Annotated in this window: 16 protein-coding genes; 8 read left to right on the plus strand and 8 right to left on the minus strand. The window is 64.8% G+C overall.

The window, feature by feature from the left end:
- Position 1: 1 nt before the first annotated feature.
- Genes D0T21_RS23320 through D0T21_RS23330 form a run of 3 tightly spaced genes read right to left on the minus strand, consistent with a single transcriptional unit; the run spans position 2 to position 2,329 of the window.
- Positions 2–499 (minus strand): MarR family winged helix-turn-helix transcriptional regulator, encoded by a 498-nt coding sequence (locus D0T21_RS23320; protein ID WP_116992904.1) that lies wholly within the window; start codon positions 497–499, stop codon positions 2–4.
- A gap of 51 nt (positions 500–550) precedes the next feature.
- Complete coding sequence (locus D0T21_RS23325) at positions 551–1,993, minus strand: efflux transporter outer membrane subunit (protein WP_116992905.1); 1,443 nt, start codon at positions 1,991–1,993, stop codon at positions 551–553.
- Between the two features lie 15 nt (positions 1,994–2,008).
- Positions 2,009–2,329: a DUF4148 domain-containing protein gene (locus D0T21_RS23330; protein ID WP_116992906.1), complete on the minus strand. Its 321-nt coding sequence runs from the start codon at positions 2,327–2,329 to the stop codon at positions 2,009–2,011.
- Positions 2,330–2,495: 166 nt separating this feature from the next.
- Between D0T21_RS23330 and D0T21_RS23335 the strand changes: the two genes are divergently transcribed.
- Positions 2,496–2,819: a hypothetical protein gene (locus D0T21_RS23335; protein WP_116992907.1), complete on the plus strand. Its 324-nt coding sequence runs from the start codon at positions 2,496–2,498 to the stop codon at positions 2,817–2,819.
- A gap of 3 nt (positions 2,820–2,822) precedes the next feature.
- On the opposite strand, the gene mgrA is transcribed toward D0T21_RS23335, so the two are convergent.
- Positions 2,823–3,860: an L-glyceraldehyde 3-phosphate reductase gene (mgrA, locus tag D0T21_RS23340; RefSeq protein ID WP_116992908.1), complete on the minus strand. Its 1,038-nt coding sequence runs from the start codon at positions 3,858–3,860 to the stop codon at positions 2,823–2,825.
- Positions 3,861–4,041: 181 nt separating this feature from the next.
- On the opposite strand from mgrA, the gene D0T21_RS23345 reads away from it, so the two are divergent.
- The 3 genes from D0T21_RS23345 to D0T21_RS23355 are packed head-to-tail and all read left to right on the plus strand — an operon-like array spanning position 4,042 to position 8,004.
- Positions 4,042–6,525 carry an ABC transporter permease gene (locus tag D0T21_RS23345; protein ID WP_199538588.1) on the plus strand — a complete coding sequence of 828 codons (2,484 nt, stop codon included), beginning with the start codon at positions 4,042–4,044 and terminating at the stop codon, positions 6,523–6,525.
- A gap of 8 nt (positions 6,526–6,533) precedes the next feature.
- A complete protein-coding gene (locus D0T21_RS23350) occupies positions 6,534–7,235 on the plus strand; it encodes an ABC transporter ATP-binding protein (protein WP_116992910.1) in 702 nt (233 codons plus the stop codon).
- Between the two features lie 13 nt (positions 7,236–7,248).
- Complete coding sequence (locus D0T21_RS23355) at positions 7,249–8,004, plus strand: hypothetical protein (protein WP_199538589.1); 756 nt, start codon at positions 7,249–7,251, stop codon at positions 8,002–8,004.
- A 102-nt stretch (positions 8,005–8,106) separates the two neighbouring features.
- Here D0T21_RS23355 and sodB read toward each other — a convergent pair whose 3' ends face one another.
- Together sodB and D0T21_RS23365 are read right to left on the minus strand one after the other, a co-directional pair.
- Positions 8,107–8,685, minus strand: coding sequence for a superoxide dismutase [Fe] (gene sodB, locus D0T21_RS23360; RefSeq protein ID WP_116992912.1), 579 nt, complete (start codon positions 8,683–8,685; stop codon positions 8,107–8,109).
- A gap of 126 nt (positions 8,686–8,811) precedes the next feature.
- Positions 8,812–9,792 (minus strand): LacI family DNA-binding transcriptional regulator, encoded by a 981-nt coding sequence (locus D0T21_RS23365; RefSeq protein WP_116992913.1) that lies wholly within the window; start codon positions 9,790–9,792, stop codon positions 8,812–8,814.
- A 233-nt stretch (positions 9,793–10,025) separates the two neighbouring features.
- On the opposite strand from D0T21_RS23365, the gene D0T21_RS23370 reads away from it, so the two are divergent.
- Positions 10,026–11,018 carry a glucokinase gene (locus tag D0T21_RS23370; RefSeq protein ID WP_229211609.1) on the plus strand — a complete coding sequence of 331 codons (993 nt, stop codon included), beginning with the start codon at positions 10,026–10,028 and terminating at the stop codon, positions 11,016–11,018.
- Here the strand turns inward: D0T21_RS23370 and D0T21_RS23375 are convergent, their stop codons facing one another.
- The gene (locus tag D0T21_RS23375; RefSeq protein WP_116992915.1) at positions 11,019–11,885 is read right to left on the minus strand and encodes a GyrI-like domain-containing protein; all 867 of its coding nucleotides are present in this window, start codon (positions 11,883–11,885) and stop codon (positions 11,019–11,021) included.
- A gap of 246 nt (positions 11,886–12,131) precedes the next feature.
- On the opposite strand from D0T21_RS23375, the gene D0T21_RS23380 reads away from it, so the two are divergent.
- From D0T21_RS23380 to D0T21_RS23390, 3 genes are all read left to right on the plus strand, one after another.
- Positions 12,132–13,358 (plus strand): RICIN domain-containing protein, encoded by a 1,227-nt coding sequence (locus D0T21_RS23380; protein ID WP_116994543.1) that lies wholly within the window; start codon positions 12,132–12,134, stop codon positions 13,356–13,358.
- Between the two features lie 123 nt (positions 13,359–13,481).
- On the plus strand, positions 13,482–16,130 hold the full coding sequence (locus D0T21_RS23385; RefSeq protein WP_116994544.1) for a TonB-dependent receptor: 2,649 nt from the start codon (positions 13,482–13,484) through the stop codon (positions 16,128–16,130).
- Positions 16,131–16,188: 58 nt separating this feature from the next.
- Positions 16,189–18,405, plus strand: a complete 2,217-nt coding sequence (locus D0T21_RS23390) for a glycoside hydrolase family 3 C-terminal domain-containing protein (protein WP_229211610.1) — start codon at positions 16,189–16,191, stop codon at positions 18,403–18,405.
- A 2-nt stretch (positions 18,406–18,407) separates the two neighbouring features.
- Here D0T21_RS23390 and D0T21_RS31815 read toward each other — a convergent pair whose 3' ends face one another.
- Positions 18,408–18,776: a hypothetical protein gene (locus D0T21_RS31815; RefSeq protein ID WP_147328161.1), complete on the minus strand. Its 369-nt coding sequence runs from the start codon at positions 18,774–18,776 to the stop codon at positions 18,408–18,410.
- Positions 18,777–18,780 lie beyond the last annotated feature (4 nt).

An 18,780-nucleotide genomic window follows, 5' to 3' on the forward strand; every position in this document is an offset into this window, starting at 1 on the left:
GCTATGTCAATGCTTCGAGATTATCCAGCTGCCTTTTCAGCAGCGCTTCAAGTACTTTAACTTCTTCGGCCGTATAGCCGTCGTAGGCGCGGGTGGTGGTCGCCCAGACTTCCGGCAGCACCTTGGCGGCCAGCTCGCGGCCGGCGTCGGTCAGCGTGATCATCACGCAGCGGCGGTCGCCGGGGCGGTTGCCGCGCGAGATCAGGCCTTGCGATTCCAGGTCGTTGCACACCCGCGTCAGATTGGCCGGCTTTTCCATGCAGGCCTCGCCCAGCGTGGATGCCGTCGATGTCTCGTCGTCCGAGCCGTATAGCACGGCCAACACCATGTAGCTGGCGTCGACCAGTTCATATTTGCGCAGCGCCGCGTTGCTCAGGTCTTTCATCCTTTTCTGGATGTGGTAAGTCATACGCAAGACGCGCATCAAATCCTCGGGGAACTCCGGCATTCGGGCATGGATGTTTTTCAGGCGTTTTTTAGTCGCTTCAAAACTGCTCATTGCCTGCTCCTCACACTGTTTTTCAAAGGCTTTGATTGTACTATCTAAGCATCATGGCAATTCCAGTTTTATGCCGCCACCCAGCGCGGTCATCAACAATGTGTAGTTATCTAGTTGTTTGCTAGCCACTTGCGCCATCTGCTGTTCTTCGTTCAATAGCGTCAACTGCGCGTTAATCACGTTCAGCGCGTCGGTCATGCCGGCGCGGTAGGCGCGTTCGGCCAGCTCCTGCTGGCGGCGGGCCGAGGCCAGGGCGCGCTGCGCCAGCCTGTCCTGCTGCCGGACCGACTCGATGCGCACCACCGCGTTGGCCACGTCGGCCATCGCCTGCACCACGGCGGCGTTGTACTGCTCGACCGCGCCGTCATAGAGGGCGGTCTGGTTGCCGAGTTGACTGCGCAGTCGGCCGCCTTCGAAGATCGGCAGGCTGATGGCCGGCGTCACGCCGCGCATGCTGGAGTTAGCGTCCAGGAAGTGCGTGAATCCCAGCGACTGGAAGCCGACGAACGCCGCCAGGTTGATGTTCGGGTAAAAATCGGCCTTGGCGCCGGCGACGCGCGCGCTGGCCGCTTCGATGCGCCAGCGCTGGGCCGCGATGTCGGGCCGGTGGCCGACCAGTTCCGCCGGCAGCGAGGCCGGCACCGCGTCGCCATGGCCGGCGTCGAGGGCCAGCATCGGCCGGGCGATCGCATCGCCGTCGCCCGGTCCTTTGCCGATCAGTGCCGCCAGCTGGTTGCGCAGCAGGGCGATCGATTCTCCGATCTGCTCATGCTCGCGCCGTCCGGCCGGCAGCGTGGTTTCTATGCTCGCGACTTCGAGCTCGCTGGCCAGGCCCGCGGCCCGGCGCTTGCGCGTGATCTCCAGGATGCGCTGGCGCTGCGCCAGGTTCTGCGCCACGCTGTCCTGTAGCGTGTATTCCAGCGACAGCTGGATGTAGCTGCGCACGATGGCCGATTCCAGCGTCAGCCGCGCCATTTGCGATTCGGCCGACGCCATGTGCACCTCGTCCAGCGCGGCGGCCAGCGCATCGCGGTTGCGGCCCCACAGATCGAGGTCGTAGGAGCCGGACAGCGCGGCCGTGTTCTTCCACGCGTAGTTGCCGGCCAATGGAGCGGGCACGGTGCTGTGCGCGGAATACAGTTCGCGGTCGGCGCTGGCGGAGGCGCTCACCTGCGGCAGCGTGCCGGCCTTGGCGACGCCGGCCAGCGACTCGGCCTGGCGCACGCGCGCCTGGGTGGCGCGCAGTGTCGGGTTGTCGGCCAGCGCGGCGGCCACCAGTTGGTTCAGCTGCGCGTCATGCAGCGCTTCCCACCATTGCTGCTCGGGCCAGGCGACATTCGCGCTGGCGGCGGCGATGGCTTTGCCGGGATTCAGTTCGGCCGGTTTCAGCGCGACCGCCTGCGGCTTGATCTTGCCCATGTCGGCGCAACCGGCCAGCACCGCCAGCACGCAGGCTGCGAGGGCGAAGGACTGGACGGCGCGTGGCGATTTCATGGGGCTGGCTTCCAATTACTTGACGAAGTGTTTCTTGGTCTGGGCGACATCCATGTCGGCTTCGGTCTCGATCAGCGTGCCGTTCTTGCGCGCTTCGAGGAACTCGGCCTGCACCTGGGCGCGGGTCAGGCCGGCCGGTTGGGCTTTGGTGGCGGTCGCCAGCGCGCCGTTGGCGACGGCGGTTTGCGCGGCGGTGGTGGTGGCGGCGGAAGTGGTGGTGGCCGCAGCCGGCGCGGTGGTCTGCGCAAACGCGTTGGTGACGGTGGTGGCCGTGGCGGCGATAGCAAATGCGGCGGTAGCGGCGGCGGTGATCAGGTTTTTAGTCGTGATACTCATGGTGCTTCTCCTTGGTTGGGCTGCGGTATGAGTTAACTATAGAGATGAATAATACATTTGTAAAGTAAAAAATTCCTATCGGCACGATAGCTTTTATGCGCGGACACGCACGGAACGGCCACGGCGACGGTGGTCAAATGGGGGTTTTCACAGGGAGGAGCAGATCATGTCTGACAGTACCTTGGACCCGGACAACATACCGGTAGGCACCGACCGCACGCTGGGGCGCGGCCATGGAACGCGGGCGCTGGGCCCTAGCGACAATTCCGACAGCGGCAGCGACGTCCCCGGCGAGCCGGACATCGGCCTCGATAGCGACACCGACGCCGAAGGCACCGGCGAGCGCGCCGGCGTGGACATCGAATCGCTGCCGCCCGATACCGACATCGGCTTCGATCACATCGAGACGATACCGGTGGTGGACGGCGCCTTCCACGACGCCGCGCCGGACGAACGCCCGGAGCGGCGCGACTGGTCGCGGACTAACTAGGCCTTATTTGTGGCTGGACGATCCGGCCCACAGATTGATGGCGCCTTCCTTGGCCAGTACATCGATGTCGGCCAACTCCTTGGCGCTGAAGGCCAGGTTTTGCAAGGCCGCCACGTTCTCGCGGATCTGCGCGCTGCTGCTGGCGCCGATCAGCGTGGACGTGATGCGCGGATCGCGCAGCACCCAGGCCAGCGCCATCTGGGCCAGCGTCTGGCCGCGCGTTTTGGCGAGGGCGTTCAGGCCGCGCACGCGTTCCAGGTTTTCATCGCTCAGGTGGGCCTTCTGCAGGGAGCCGCCGCCGGGGCGATTCACGCGTGAGTCTTCCGGAATGCCGTTCAGGTATTTGTCGCTCAGGATGCCCTGCGCCAGCGCGGTGAAGGTGATGCAGCCCATGCCCTGCGCGGCCAGCGTGTCGAGCAGGTCTTCCTCGATCCAGCGGTTCAGCATATTGTAGGACGGCTGGTGGATCAGGCACGGCACCTTCCACTCGGCCAGCAGGTGCGCCGCCTCGGCGGTCTTCTCCGCCGAATACGACGACACGCCGACATACAGCGCCTTGCCTTGCTGGACCGCATGCGCCAGCGCGCCCATGGTCTCTTCCAGCGGCGTGTCCGGGTCGAAGCGGTGCGAGTAGAAGATGTCGACGTAATCGAGGCCCATCCGTTGCAGGCTTTGATCCAGGCTGGCCAGCACGTACTTGCGCGAACCGCCGCCCTGGCCGTATGGACCGGGCCACATGTCCCAGCCGGCCTTGGTGGAGATGATCAGCTCATCGCGGTAAGGCTTGAAGTCTTCCTTGTACAGGTGGCCGAAATTGGTTTCGGCGGAACCGTAGGGCGGGCCATAGTTGTTGGCCAGGTCGAAGTGCGTGATGCCCAGGTCGAAGGCGGTGCGCAGCATGTCGCGCTGCGAGGCGAGCGGATTGGAGTCGCCGAAGTTGTGCCATAGGCCGAGGGACATCAGCGGCAGTTTCAGTCCGCTGCGGCCGCAACTGCGGTATTGCATGGCGTCGTAGCGTTGCGGCGATGCGAGGTAGGTCATGTTGTATAGGCTCCAGGGTGGAAGGGGGCGTCCGCGATTATAGGCATGGCGGCGAAATTTTGCCGTGCAATCCAGCCGTCGATTCTTGCAAACCATCGCCGCTGCTGGCGTTTCGTCGCATTCCGGCGGCTTGCCGGGCCAGGTTTGGGCATGCTGCCTTTTTTATATCGGATGCGGCGAGATGTTCAGACTATCGTTTTCCATGATGCTGCGCGACTGGCGCGCGGGCGAGTTGCGGTTCTTGCTGGCGGCGTTGATGCTGTCGGTGGCGGCGCTGTCGTCGGTGAACTTCTTCACCGCGCGCATGGGCGCCGGCATCGCGCGCAACGCCAACCAGGTGCTGGCCGCCGACCTGGTACTCGCTTCCGACCAGCCCTTGCCGGCAGACGTGCGCGCCGAAGCGCAGCGGCGCGGCCTGCGCAGCGCGGACACGGTCGCCATGCTGAACATGGCCGTCGCCGGCCGGGACGAGCAGGGCGTGTCGATGCTGGTCGCTTTGAAGAGCGTCAGCGATGCCTATCCCTTGCGTGGCCACATGAAACTGCGCCGCGACGGCCAGCCGGATGCGGTGGCCACGGCCATCCCCGCGCCGGGCACCGTGTGGATTGATGCGACACTGGTGGCGGCGCTGAACCTGCACAACGGCTCCGCGCTGCGCATAGGCGACCGCAGCCTGACGGTGGCAGGAGTGATTGCCTCGGAGCCCGATGCCGCCGCATCCTTCGTGACGCTGGCGCCGCGCGCCATGATCTCCAGCGCCGACCTGATGTCCACCAATCTGCTGCAACAGCATGCCATCGCCACCTACCGCCTGCTGCTGGCGGGCGAACCGGTGCAGGTGGCGGGCTTCGAACAATGGCTCAAGGCGCGCATCGCCGCCGCGCCCAAGCTGGGCATCGAAATCAGTTCGCTGGCCTCGATGGGCAAGGACAGCCAGTCCATGCAGGACCAGGTGCGGCAGTTCCTGTCGCTGGTCAGCCTGTTGTCCGCGCTGCTGGCCGGGATCGCGGTGGCGATGGCGGCAGGCCGCTTCATGCAGCGCCACCTGGACGCCTGCGCCGTGCTGCGCTGCCTGGGCCAGACGCAGGCGCAGCAGACGCGCATGTATCTGCTGGAGTTCCTGATGCTGGGCGTGGCCGGCAGCGTGGCCGGTGTGCTGCTGGGATTCGGCTGCCACTTCGTGCTGTTGGAATGGCTGGGCAAGCTGGTCGACGCCGACCTGCCGCCACCCGGCTGGCAGCCGGCGCTGCAAGGGCTGGCGGCGGGGCTGGTGCTGCTGCTCGGCTTCGCGCTGCCGCCGCTGCTCCAGCTGCGCAATGTGTCGCAGGTGCGCCTGCTGCGCCGCGAGCAGGAAGCGCCGCAGGCGCGCACCGTCGTTGGCTATGCGCTGGGCGCCGCCGCCTTCACCGGCTTGCTGGTGTGGCAGACCGACGATGTCATGCTCGGCCTGATGGCGGCCGTCGGCTTCGCGCTGTGCGGAGGCTTGTTCGGCCTGGTGGCCTGGCTGGGCGTCGGTTCGCTGCAGCGCTTGCGCCGCCTGTTCAATCATCCCGCCTGGCGCTTCGCCATCACCGATATGCGCCGCCGCCCGGCCGCCAGCGTCACGCAGATCGTCGCACTGGCGCTGGGCCTGACCGCCTTGCTGCTGCTGACGGTGGTGCGCGGCGACCTGCTGGCGGCATGGCATCAGGCCACGCCGGACGGCGCGCCGAATCACTACGTCATCAACATCCAGCCGGACCAGCAGCAGGAGCTGGCGGCACGCCTGAAGAACTACGGCCAGCCGCAGATGCATGTGCTGAGCCGTGGACGGCTGATCGGCATCAACGGCAAGCCAGCCAAATCGGACGATCCGCGCGCGAAGGAATTGGTGGAACGCGAACTCGAAATCGAACAGGCCGACCAGCTGCGGGCGCCCAACACAGTCACCGCCGGCCGCTGGTACGACGGTGCGGCGGCGGAGGTGTCGGTGGACCGGGGCATCGCCGAAATCCTCGGCCTCAAACTGGGCGACAGCCTGACCTTCGACGTGGCCGGCGAAACGCTGGAGGTCAAGGCCACCAGCCTGCGCAAGATCGACTGGCGCGCGCACCAGGTGGGCGCCGCGTTCGAGGTGGCGCCCAAGTTCATGGCCGGCATGCCGATGACGTTGGCGACGACGGTGCATGTGCCGGCCGACGACCGGCGCTTCGCTTACCTGCTGGCGCGAGACTATCCGAATCTGAGCGTGTTCGATATCAGCGCCTTCATCCAGCGCATGCAGGATACGCTGGCGCAGGTCAGCGCGGCTGTGGAATTCCTGTTCGGGTTCACGCTGATATCGGGATTGCTGGTACTGTACGCTGCGATGGCGGGATCGCTGGATGCGCGCAAGCGCCAGGCGGCCCTGCTGCGCGCGCTGGGCGCGACGCGCAGGCAGCTGTCGCAGGCCCAATTGATAGAACATCTGCTGACCGGCGCCCTGGCGGGCTTGCTGGCAGCTGGCGGCGCCACTGCCGCCAGCTGGGCGCTGGCGCGCTTCAGCTTTCACCTGGAATGGCAATGGTCGCCGCTGTTGTGGATAGCCGGCCTGGCCGCCGGTGCGCTGTGCGCGCTGTTGGGCGGCTGGGCGGGTCTGCGCGGCGTGTTGAACCAGCCGCCATTACTCAGTCTTCGGGAAACTTAGGAGTATCAATGACGAATATGAACCTCGCCGCCAGCCTGTTGCGGCCTGCGATTGCGGTAAAAAACCTGTGCAAGCGGGTGGCCGACGCCACCGGAGAACTGACCATCCTGTACGACATCGACCTGACGGTGCAAGCCGGCGAGACGCTGGCCATCGTCGGCGCGTCCGGCTCCGGCAAGTCGACGCTGCTGGGCATACTGGCGGGGCTGGACCTGCCGAGCAGCGGCACGGTGGAGCTGGAGAACACCGACATCTTCCAGCTCACCGAAGACGGCCGCGCCGTGTTCCGCCAGCAGAACGTGGGCTTCGTGTTCCAGTCGTTCCAGCTGCTGCCGCATTTGACGGCGCTGGAAAACGTCATGCTGCCGCTGGAGCTGCGCGGCGAAGGGCAGGCCAGCGAGAAGGCGAAGGCGATGCTGGAGCGGGTGGGCTTGTCGGCCCGCCTGCGCCACTATCCGAAGTACATGTCCGGCGGCGAGCAGCAGCGGGTGGCGCTGGCGCGTGCCTTTGTCTGCGAGCCGCCGCTGTTGCTGGCCGACGAGCCGACCGGCGCGCTTGACGCGGCCACCGGCGCGGCGGTGATCGAGTTGATGTTCGCGCTCAATCGCGAACGCGGCTCGACGCTGGTGATGGTCACCCATGATTTGTCGGTCGCCGCACGTTGCGGTAGAACCGTTACGATGACTGCGGGCCGCCTGGGCCACGCTTGAGAAAGAGGATCGAATGCGTTTGTCACACCTGATGTTGATCCCGGTGCTGGCGCTGGCCGGCATTGCCGCCCACGCCGACGGCCTGGCCGATCTGAAGGCCGCGCTGGAGCGGCTGCAGGAACCGGTGCCGTTGAAGGCTACGCTGGATTCGAGCGTGTGGCGCCGCAACGGCGAAGGCAAGGACGCCGATGAAACCAGCGGTCAGGCGATCGTCGCCATCGAGGACGGCCAGCGCGGCATGCAGCTCAGTTACAGCCGCGAGATGCTGGCCAAGCTGGATGCCGAAGCAACGGCCGTCGCGCGCAACCCCAACGCCAAGACGCCGACGCTGAACGCCGCCCGCGAATTCAGTCCGACCGACCTCCGGCCGATGATCTCGGCGGCCAGCAGCCTGTCGCACATGCTGGAGAAGACCAGCTTCCTGACCGAGAAGGCCGACGCCTATCAGGGCAAGCCGGCGCGCATGCTGACCTTCGCGCAGGGCATCGACGCGCTGAGCGACCGCGATCGCAAATACGTCAAGGAATTCGACGGCCGGCTGTATGTATGGATCGGCGCCGACGGCACGCCGCTGGCCAGCCGCATCACGCAGAATGTGTATGGCCGCGCCTTCATCGTCGTCACCTTTGAGGCGAAGAACGAAGAGTCCAGCGTCTACGCGCTGGCCGGCAACCGGCTGGTCGCCATCCGCAAGGAGAGCCGCAACACCGCCTCCGGCGCCGGCGAGAAGAGCGATTTCAAAACCGTCAAAACCCTGCAGCTACAATAAAAAAACCGGGGTCAGGTCCCCCATTTGAGCATGAGCCCGGCTAGTACAACCGGGCTCATGCTCAAATGGGGGACCTGACCCCGGGTTAGCGGCTTAGGTCGCTTAAGCGAAGTTCGCGGCTGCGAAGTCCCAGTTGGCCAGCTTGAAGAAGGTCTCTACATACTTAGGACGCACGTTGCGGTAGTCGATGTAGTAGGCGTGTTCCCACAGGTCGCAGGTCAGCAGCGCTTTGGCGTCGGTGGTCAGCGGGGTGGCGGCGTTGGAGGTGTTGACGATGTCCAGCGAACCGTCGGCCTTTTTCACCAGCCAGGTCCAGCTCGAACCGAAGTTGCCTACGCACGACTTGGTGAACTCTTCCTTGAACTTGTCGAACGAACCCCACTTGGCGTTGATCGCGTCGGCCAGCGCGCCCGATGGTGCGCCTTTGCCGTTCGGGGTCAGGCCGTTCCAGTAGAAGGTGTGGTTCCATACCTGGGCGGAGTTGTTGAAGATGCCGCCGGACGATTTCTTGACGATTTCTTCCAGGGACAGGTTTTCGAACTCGGTACCCTTGATCAGGTTGTTCAGGTTGGTCACATAGGTTTGATGATGCTTACCGTAGTGGTATTCCAGCGTTTCTTGCGAGATGTGCGGCGCCAGGGCGTCGATTGCATATGGCAGTGGTGGCAGGGTATGTTCCATTGTTCTTCCTTTTGTTGGTTTGACGATGTGAAAAAGATCGAGGGTGATTTTTGCCGAAACGTCCGTCATTGTAAAGCGGTTGGGGCTTCGGTGCAGAAAAGACCAGTTTTCCGTGTGGCTACTCGGTCAGCGCACGCGCCGCGTGGTTTCGCGCACGATCAGCTCCAGCGGCGGCACTTCGCCCCGTGCTTCCTCGCCGTTGATGATGCGCAGCAGCGCCTGGGTGGCGATGCGGCCGATGTCATACAAGGGCTGGCGTATAGTCGTTAGAGGCGGCGTGGTATATGAGGAACCGGGCAAATCGTCGAAGCCGACCAGCGAGATGTCGTCCGGCACGCGGATGCCCTTGCGGTACAGCGCCAGCCGCGCGCCGTACGCGCTCAGGTCGTTGGCCGCGAAGACGGCGGTGAATTGCTGGTGCGTGTCGAACAGGCGGTTCATGGCCAGCATGCCGCTGGACTCGTGGTAATTGCCCTCGACGATCAGGTTGGCGTCCAGCTCGATGTTGGCCTCGCTCAGCGCGCGGGTGTAGCCGGCCAGGCGCTCGGCGGCGTCGATGTTGTTGGCCGGGCCGGAGATGAAGGCGATCTTGCGGTGGCCCAGCTCGATCAGGTGGTGGACCGCCAGGTAGGCGCCCGATTCGTTGTCCAGCTTGAAGCCCAGGGCGCTGCGGGTTTGCAGCGCGCGGCCGGTGGAGACGATGGGGCGCTGGCTGGAAAAGCCCAGCACGGCCTGGTCCGACATGCGGCCCGACAGCAGGATGATGCCGTCGACCTTGCGCGCCAGCAGCAGGCGCATGCGGTCCGCCTCCTCTTCCGCGTTCCAGTGGCCGCTGACGATCACCGAGGCGTAGCCGGTGCCCTTCAAGCCGTCGTCGACGCCGCGCAGCGTTTCGTCGAAGAAGGGGGAGGAGATGTCCTGCACCACGATGCCGATGGTCATCGAGCGGCCTTTTTTCAGGCCCTGCGCCATCTGGTTGGGCGCGAACTTCATCTTGTCGATGGCGGCCAGCACGGCCAGGCGCTTGTCGTCCGACACCTTGGCGGTGCCGTTGAGGATGCGCGACACGGTACTGGGCGACACTCCCGCCTGGCGTGCAACATCCATCAGGGTCGATGGGCCGGAGGAGTGGGGGGTGTCTGCCAAGGCGAGTCCTATTCTTATCTGAAAACCTTTTCGCCGGAAGATTACCATACATTTTGCGGCTTTCCGCCAAATCCGCCCCTGATCCCGCATTGACTTTCATCGGGATACGTTATTTAATGAAAACAGTGCTTGAAAACGTTTTCATAAGCGACGTGACATATAATCAAGCCGCCGGTAATAACAAGGAAGAGACCATGAAACGCGAATCTTTTTCGCACCTCGCACACGGCCCGCGCCTGCTGGCCGACATCGGCGGCACCAGCGCCAGCTTCGGCCTGGAGACTGCCCCCAACCGCATCGAGGCGATCTGGGTGACCGATTGCGCGGCCTATCCGACCCTGGGCGCGGCGCTGGTGGCCTACCTGTCGCAGACGGCCACGGTGGCGGCGGGCGGCTACCAGGCGCGCTTCGCCGGCATCGCCATCGCCAATCCCATCGACGGTGATTGGGTGACCATGACCAACCACCACTGGTCGTTCTCGATCGAGGCGGTGTGTTCGCAATTCAGTTTGAAATCGCTGGTGGTGGTGAACGACTTCACCGCGCTGGCCAGCGCCTTGCCTTACCTGGCGCCGGATCACAAGCGCCAGATCGGCGGCGGCGTGGCGCGCAGCGGCGCCGCCATCGGCCTGGTGGGCGCGGATGCGGGGCTGGGCGTGTCCGGCTTGGTGCCTGCCGGCGACCGCTGGATCGCCATCGACAGCGAGGGAGGGCACAGCACCTTCGCGCCGATGAACGAACGCGAGATCGACATCCTGCGCTATGCGCGCCGCCATCACGAGCATGTGTCGAGCGAGCGGCTGGTGTCGGGCATCGGCATCGCGCTGGTGTACCGCGCGCTGGCCGAGCGCGCCCGCGTCGAGCCGCAGAACCTGAACACCGCGCAGATCATGGAGCGCGGCCTGCATCGCCTGTGCCCCGTGTGCGAGGAGACGCTGGACGCCTTCTGCGACATGCTGGGCACCGTGGCCGGCAACGTCGCGCTGACCCTGGGCGCCAAGGGCGGCATCTACATCGGCGGCCGCATCGTGCCGCAGATGAGCGAGTTCTTCGAGCGCTCGGGATTCCGCGCGCGCTTCGAACAGAAGGGCCGCTTCTCGGACTATCTGTCGCACATCCCCACCTTCGTCATCACCGAACAATATCCCACGCTGATCGGCATGTCGGCCATGCTGTCGGCCGGCTGATCACAAATCCATCTGCGGCTCCAGCGGCAGGCATAGCTCGCAATCCTGCGCCTCCACGCAGGCGTCGAGCCGATCCGCTTCGTAACGTTCAAAGCAGGGACGGGCTGCGGCCTTGTAGCGGCCATACAGCACGCCGTCGCGCAGCAGCCGGTGCCAGGCGTCCTTGCTCAACACACGCGGACCGATGAAGCGCAGCACCGCATGCGCGCCGCCGGCGATGGTCTTGATCGGCATGCCGGCCGGCGCCACAAATCCTTCGGGCACTTCCACGCAAACGTCGTAGCGGCACTTTTCCGGCGCCGTGATATCGGGATCGTCCAGCCCCATGCCGAAGCGCGGCGACGGCGGCAGCGCATGCTGGCGGCACCAGCTGTCGAGCTGCGACCATTGCGCCGCGCTGTCCACATCGTAGGGGCCGAAGTGGCGCGTGTAGGCCACGCGCGCGGTCGGCAGGCGGACGATGCGCACCGGCCCGCTCTGGCCGGCGACCGGACCCTGGCTGCTGGCGGCGGCCATGTCGCGCCGCTGGTCGCGCCAGCGCGACGGCGACAGGCCGAAGTACTGGCGGAACGCGCGGGCGAAGCCGTCGGCGGTGTCGAAGCCGCAATTCTGCGCGACGGCGGCGATCGAATCGGACGAATACAGCAGCTGCGAGGCCCCGGTCTCCAGCCGGCGTCGGCGCACGTAGGCATGCGGCGCCTCGGCGCTCCACTGCTGGAAGCTGCGCAGGAAATGGTAGCGCGACAAATGGGCCCGCGCGGCCAGGCAGTCGAGATTGAGGTTCTGGCCCAGATGCCCATCGATGTAGTCCAGGACCTGGTTCAGCCGGTATTCCAGCGGCCGGGATGTGGGGGAGGGCATGTGCATAAACTTGTTCCGTCCTACAGATTGGTAAAATGTAAAGATGAGTGAAACGTTTCCATCATAGTCATCTCTTTCTTGTAAAACCAGCACCGTTACATGTGTTGTGGTTGAAAAGACACTCCTCCACGCTGCGCAACTTTGAACGGGTGGAGGGCCGGCGATCTGACTATGCTTTCTCTGTATGCAATGTTGTTGTTTGGCATTGCAGACAGGGAGATCTCTTACAAAAACATTATGGAGACTAAGCAAATGACATTCACCACGAAATCCAGACTGATGCTTGCGGCAGTCATCACGCTCGCCTACAGCGCACCCGGCATGGCCGCATCGAGCTGCGAGCGTTACGCCTCGTATCCGGTGCTGGGCGAGACCTACACCGTTATCACCAACTTCTGGAACGACAAGGCCAGCGGTTCCCAGTGCATCAACGTCAATCCCGACACCGGCGAATGGAGCCTGAGCAGCGCGCCGTCGTCGCCGGACAGCACGCCGGCTTCCTATCCGGCCATCTACAAGGGCTGCCACTGGGGCTCGTGCACCAAGGACAGCGGCCTGCCGCTGCAGGCGAAGGCGCTGACCTACGCGCCGACCCGCTGGCGCATCGCGCCCGGCGCGGCCGGCAACTGGGACGTGGCCTACGACATCTGGTTCTCATCCGGCCCGACCGCGCCGGCCAGCGGCCAGCCGGACGGCGCCGAGATCATGATCTGGATTAACCACAACGGCCCGGCGCAACCGGCCGGCAGCAAGACCGGCAACGTCAACCTCAACGGCATGAACTGGGACGTGTGGATCGACTGGAAAAATCCGGGTGGCTGGCCGGGCTGGAACATCGTTTCCTACGTCGCCACCTCGCCGGTGAACGAGGTCAACTTCGACCTGGTGCCGTTCTTCCGCGACTCGGTCGGGCGTAACGTGGTCAACAACAACTGGTACTTGCTGGACGTCGAGGCCGGCACCGAGATCTGGCGCAACGGCGCCGGCTTCACCAGCAGCGCCTTCGACGTGCAGTTCCACACCGACCCGGTCAAGGGCATCGACCCGAGCAAGTGGTACAGCGTGGTCAACAAGAACAGCGGCTCCTGCATCGACGACGCCGAGTTCTCGACCAGCAACGGCGCCGTGGTCCATCAATGGGCTTGCGACAGCCGTGGCGCCGCCAACCAGCAGTGGAAGTTCACGCCCACCGACAGCGGCAACTACCGCGTCAGCAGCCAGCAGGCGCCGGCGCTGGCGTGGGACGTGGCTGGCTGGGGCACGGCCAACGGCTCGCCGGTCCAGCTGTGGACCTACGGCGGCGGCAGCAACCAGCAATGGCAGGCGGTGGACCAGGGCGACGGCTATTACAAATTCGTCGGCCGCTCCAGCGGCAAGTGCCTGGACGTGCCGGCCGCCTCCACCGCCAACGGCGTGCAATTGCAGATCTGGGACTGCAACGGCACACCGGCCCAGTCGTTCAAGCTGATCGCCCAATAAGGGCCAGCAACAAGTTCATCGCTTCGCCCGCCGCGAAGTTGCCGGCCTCGATGCAGGGGCCGGCTTTTTTACACCTATAAAAGCAGGAGACATATTTTGCACGCGATGACCAAGAAAACATTAATGAGCCTGGCAATTGCCAGCGCCTTCAGCCTGACGGCGCAGCACGCCTTTGCCGCAGCGGAGGATGCAGCTGCCGCACCGAAAATCGTCGGCGCCGACGTCGACAAGGACGGCATCGCCGAGGTGAAGGTAACCGCCACCCGCTACGCCACCTCGCTGTTGAAAACCCCGCTGGCGGTCACCGCCTTCACCCAGGACAAGCTAACCCGCCAAGGCATCACCACGCTCAAGGGCATTTCCGGCGAGCTGCCCAATGTACAGATGAGCGAGGGTAACGATTCGGCGGTGCAGATCACCATTCGCGGCATCAGCGCCACCAACTTCACCGAGATCGGCGACCCGTCGGCCGGCCTGCACGTGGCGGGGCTGTACTCGCCGCGTCCGCAGGGCGCGCAGGCGCTGATGTTCGACCTCGAGCAGGTGGAAGTGCTGCGCGGCCCGCAAGGCACGCTGTTCGGCCGCAACTCCACCGCCGGCAGCATTAACATCATTCCGGCCAAGCCGGAATTCGGCAGCACCTACGGCAGCAGCTCGTACGAGATGGGCAGCCTGCACATGAAGCAGCTCAACATGATCCAGAACATCGCCGTCAACGACTGGCTGGCCCTGCGCGCCACCTTCATGAAAGTGAAAAAGGACAGCCGCCTGAACCAGCTGCAGGACTTCACCGGCTACGCCGACCGGGGCTTCGGTACAGTGTTCCCGGCCGGGACGCCGCTGGTGGACCAGCGCTACAACACCAAGGTCGACGCCGCCCACGCCTACAACAACCAGGACGAATGGGCCGGCCGGCTGGCCGCGCGCATGAAGTTCGGGCGCGATGTCGAATGGCTGCTGACGGCGGAAAAATTCCAGAACAACGGCGCCGGCTACGTCAACGTGCGCGATTGCGACCAGGCCGCCGGCACCCGCTACGCCTGCACGCGCGGCCAGTGGGATGTGCTGATCAACGTGCCGGGCCAGACCGACATGACGATCAACACCGTGCGCTCGCAAGCCACCTGGAACGTCAACGCCAACACCACGCTGGACTACGGCTTCGCCTGGGCCGACCAGCAGCGCAGCCAGGTGCACGACGACGACAACGGCTTCCATCCGCTGCCGTTCCAGGTCGAAGCCAGCCTGCCGCTGCCGTCGGGCGGCAACTGGGGCACCTGGCCGGTCAAGGACAGCGCCACCCGCACCCATGATTCGCGCTACAAGTCCACCGTCAATGAGCTGCAGCTGAAGCAGACTTTCGGCGCGCTCAAATACGTCGCCGGCCTGTTCTGGATGCACGAGAAAAACCAGATCGACTTCTCGCAGGAGACCCTGGTCTACGGCCCCTACGGCGCGCCGATCGCCCAGTACTACGCCCAGCCCGACCGCGAGATCGACGCCAAGGCCGCCTTCGCGCAGGCCGACTGGACCTTCGCGCCGACCTGGACCGGCACCGCCGGCGCCCGCTTCAGCCGCGACAGCAAATCCGACCAGGGCGGCCTGAACTACGGCGGCGCCAGCTGGGGCGGCGGCTTCCCGAACGCCTACTACCTCGGCCTGATCAATCCCGGCGTGCCCGGCTCGCCCGGCTGGCGTCCGCACAACGGCAACGACCTGACCACGGCGATGGGCCCGAACAACGGCCCGCAAGCCTTGCTCGGCTTCGGCGATCCGACCCCGAACGACCACGCCGACAGCTGGCGCAAACTCACCTGGCGCCTGGGCCTGAGCAAGCAGATCAACGCGCAGGAGATGGCCTACGGTTCGATCTCGACCGGCTACAAGTCCGGCGGCTTCGGCGACAAGCACGACCTGTGCGGCGGCATGGTGTGCGTGAACGGGCCGACCCCCAACATCACGTACACGCCATATGGTCCGGAGACGGTCATCAACTTCGAGCTGGGCTACAAGGCCAAGCTGTTGCAGAACCGTCTGGGCCTGTCGGTGGTGGCGTTCTTCCAGCGCTACAAGGACATGCAGATCACCGGCGACAACTTCTTCGCCCAGGTGATACCGAAGAGCCCATGCACCTCCGATCCGGCGTGCGACATCCAGCACGGCTGGCAGACCGTCAACGTGGCCAAGGTCAACATCCCCGGCCTGGAAATCGAATGGGACTACAAGCCGTGGGCCGGCGCCAAGCTGGGCGGCTTCGCCAGCTACATCAAGCCGACCATCCACGACTACGATTCCTACAACGACGGCTACCTGTGCAACGAGCGCATCGAGTTCAATTCGGTCTCGAAGTGCCCCGAGATGTACAGCGGACCGGAGGCGCGCCTGCGCGGCCGCCGCGCCCGCAACCTCGAAGGCAACACGCTGCCGAACGCGCCGAAATACACCTTCGGCCTGAACCTGTCACAGGACTTCAATCTCGACAGCGGCTACAAGCTGGTGGCCTGGGGCGGGATGCGCTACCAGAGCAAGATATACTTTGACCTGCTCAACTTCGACGACCCGCATATCGGGCTGTCGCAGAAGGGTTATGCCAAGGGCGACGTTTCACTCAAGCTGATCAGCCCGGACGACAGGTGGAACCTGGAAGGCTATGTGCGCAACGTCAGCGATACCTGGGCCAAAACCTGGGGCGGCTCGGCGACCGGCGGCCAGATGCAGGCCAGCTATATCGAACCGCGCACAGTCGGCGTGCGGCTTGGCATCAACTACTAAGGCGGGACACCACGGCGTCGTTGGACGCCGTGGTTTGCATCGACAATAAGGAGACACTTTGAAATCTGCCTTGAATCTTCGTTTGCTGGCGCTGGCGCTGGCGATTGCAGGCGCGCTGCCGGCCTACGCTGCCGACACCGTTCCGACCAACCGTCCGTGGCTGGACGCCAAACTGGGCGCCGACCAGCGCGCGACGCTGGCGCTGCAAGCGATGACGCAGCAGGAAAAACTGGGCTGGGTGATGGGCTGGTTCGGCAACGACTTCGCCGACAAGAAACGCAATCCGGCCGCGCTGCCTTTATCTGCTGGCTATATCGCCGGCGTGCCGCGTCTCTGCCTGCCGGCGCTGTTCGAGACCGACGCCGGCCTGGGTGTCGCCAGCCAGGCCGGCAAGACGCCGCGTGAACGCACCTCGCTGCCGTCCGGCCTGGCCACCGCCGCCACCTGGGACCGCAAGCTGGCCTACAGCGGCGGCGCGATGATAGGCGCCGAGGCGCGCGCCTCCGGCTTCAACGTCATGCTGGCCGGCGGCGTGAACCTGCTGCGCGAGCCGCGCAACGGCCGCAATTTCGAATACGCCGGTGAAGATCCGCTGCTGGCCAGCACCATGGTGGCGCAGCAGATCAAGGGCATCCAGTCCAATCACGTGATCGCGACGATGAAGCACTTCGCCGTCAACGACCAGGAGACCGGCCGCGTCATCCTCGACAGCCGTATCGACGATGCCAGCAACCGCATGTCGGACCTGCTGGCGTTTCAGCTGGTGCTGGAGCAGGCCGATCCCGGCTCTGTGATGTGCGCCTACAACCGCCTGAACGGCGCTTACGCCTGCGAGAGCGATTACCTGCTCAACCAGGTACTGAAGCAGGACTGGGGTTTCAAGGGTTACGTCATGTCCGACTGGGGCGCGGTGCACAGCACCGTGGCTGCGGCCAACAACGGCCTCGATCAGGAATCGGCCTGGGAGTTCGACAAGAGCGCCTACTTCGGCAACGCGCTGGAGGAGGCGGTCGCCAACGGCCACGTGCCGCAGGCGCGCCTGGACAATATGGTGTTCCGCATCCTGCGCACCATGTTTGACAAGGGCGTGGTCGATCATCCGGTGGCGGAGGGCGGCGCGATCGACTTCGCGGCGCATGCGCTGGTCAGCCGCAGCGACGCCGAGGACGGCATGGTCCTGCTGAAGAATGCCGGCGGCGTGCTGCCGCTGAAGGCCGGCGCGAAGAAGATCGTCGTCATCGGCGCGCATGCGGATGTGGGCGTGCTGGCCGGCGGCGGTTCATCGCTGGTGTATCCGGTTGGCGGCAGCGCCGTCACCGGCATCGCGCCGACCAGCTGGCCCGGTCCGGTGGTCTACCATCCGTCGTCGCCGCTGAAGGCGATCCAGGCGCGCGCCCCGGGCGCCAAGGTGGTTTATCTCGATGGCCTGGATGCCGCAGCCGCCGCCCGCGCAGCGGCGGATGCCGACGTGGTGCTGGTGTTCGCGCAGCAGTGGATAGGGGAGGCGCTCGATGCGGTGTCGCTGTCGCTGCCTGATAATCAGGATGCGCTGATCGCGGCCGTCGCCAAGGCCAATCCGAAAACGGTGGTGGTGCTGGAGACTGGCGGTCCGGTGCTGATGCCTTGGCTGGAGCAGAGCGCCGCCGTACTGCAAGCATGGTACGCCGGCACCAGCGGCGGTGAGGCTATCGCCCGCGTGCTGTTTGGTGAAGTCAATCCGTCGGGCCGCCTGCCGGTGACCTATCCGGCGTCGGCATCCCAGCTGCCACGGCCGGTGCTGGACGGCGATCCGAAGGACGAGAAAACCCGCTTTGCCGTCACCTATCACGAAGGCGCAGCGATCGGCTACAAGTGGTTCGACCTCAAGGGCCTGAAGCCTTTGTTCCCGTTCGGCCATGGCTTGTCGTACACGCAGTTCGCGTATTCCGGTCTGATGGCCAGCCAGAAGGACGGCAAACTGCAGTTGCGCTTCCAGGTGACCAACACCGGCGCGGTCAAAGGCAAGGACGTGCCGCAACTGTACGTGGCGCCGCAGGGCGTGAAGTGGGAAGCGCCGAAACGCCTGGCCGGCTGGGACAAAGTCGAACTGGCGCCTGGCGAAAGCAGGGAAGTCAGCGTGACGGTCGATCCGCGCCTGCTGGCGACCTACGACAGCCGCAGCAAGAGCTGGCGCGTGGCCAAGGGCAGCTACAAGGTGCTGCTGGCGCACAGCGCAGGCGATGCCGGCGCGGCCAGCATCAACGTCGCACTGGAGGCGCGAACGTTCAAGCCGTAAGGTTAGGCATTACGTGGCCGCAAGAAGTATGCAGCAGAAGCCACTGCGACGCCTGCAGCAACTGCCCCCAAGGTTGTTCTGACGGGGGCGTCGCCAAAAAACATTAGAAACGGTACAGCGAAACCCAACGCACAAGTAGCCAGCATCAATGCATACTTGTAAGGCCGTAAAATTAAGAACGTCGGAATGCCGATAAACAGCATACCCAAAAAGGAAGCCGGAGCCGCAAGCAAAAGCCCGAAAAAAACCCCCGAACCAAAGTCGGATGCCAAGCCCGCGCCAGAGCTTCCCAAGCCTGCAATCGTCAAGGCAGGTACGCTGGCAAAAGGAGCCAGGAATAGCGATTTCCAGGGAAAAGGTCGAATTTGCATGTCG

It is taken from the genome of Duganella sp. BJB476 (assembly GCF_003416895.1).
Taxonomy (GTDB): domain Bacteria; phylum Pseudomonadota; class Gammaproteobacteria; order Burkholderiales; family Burkholderiaceae_D; genus Rugamonas.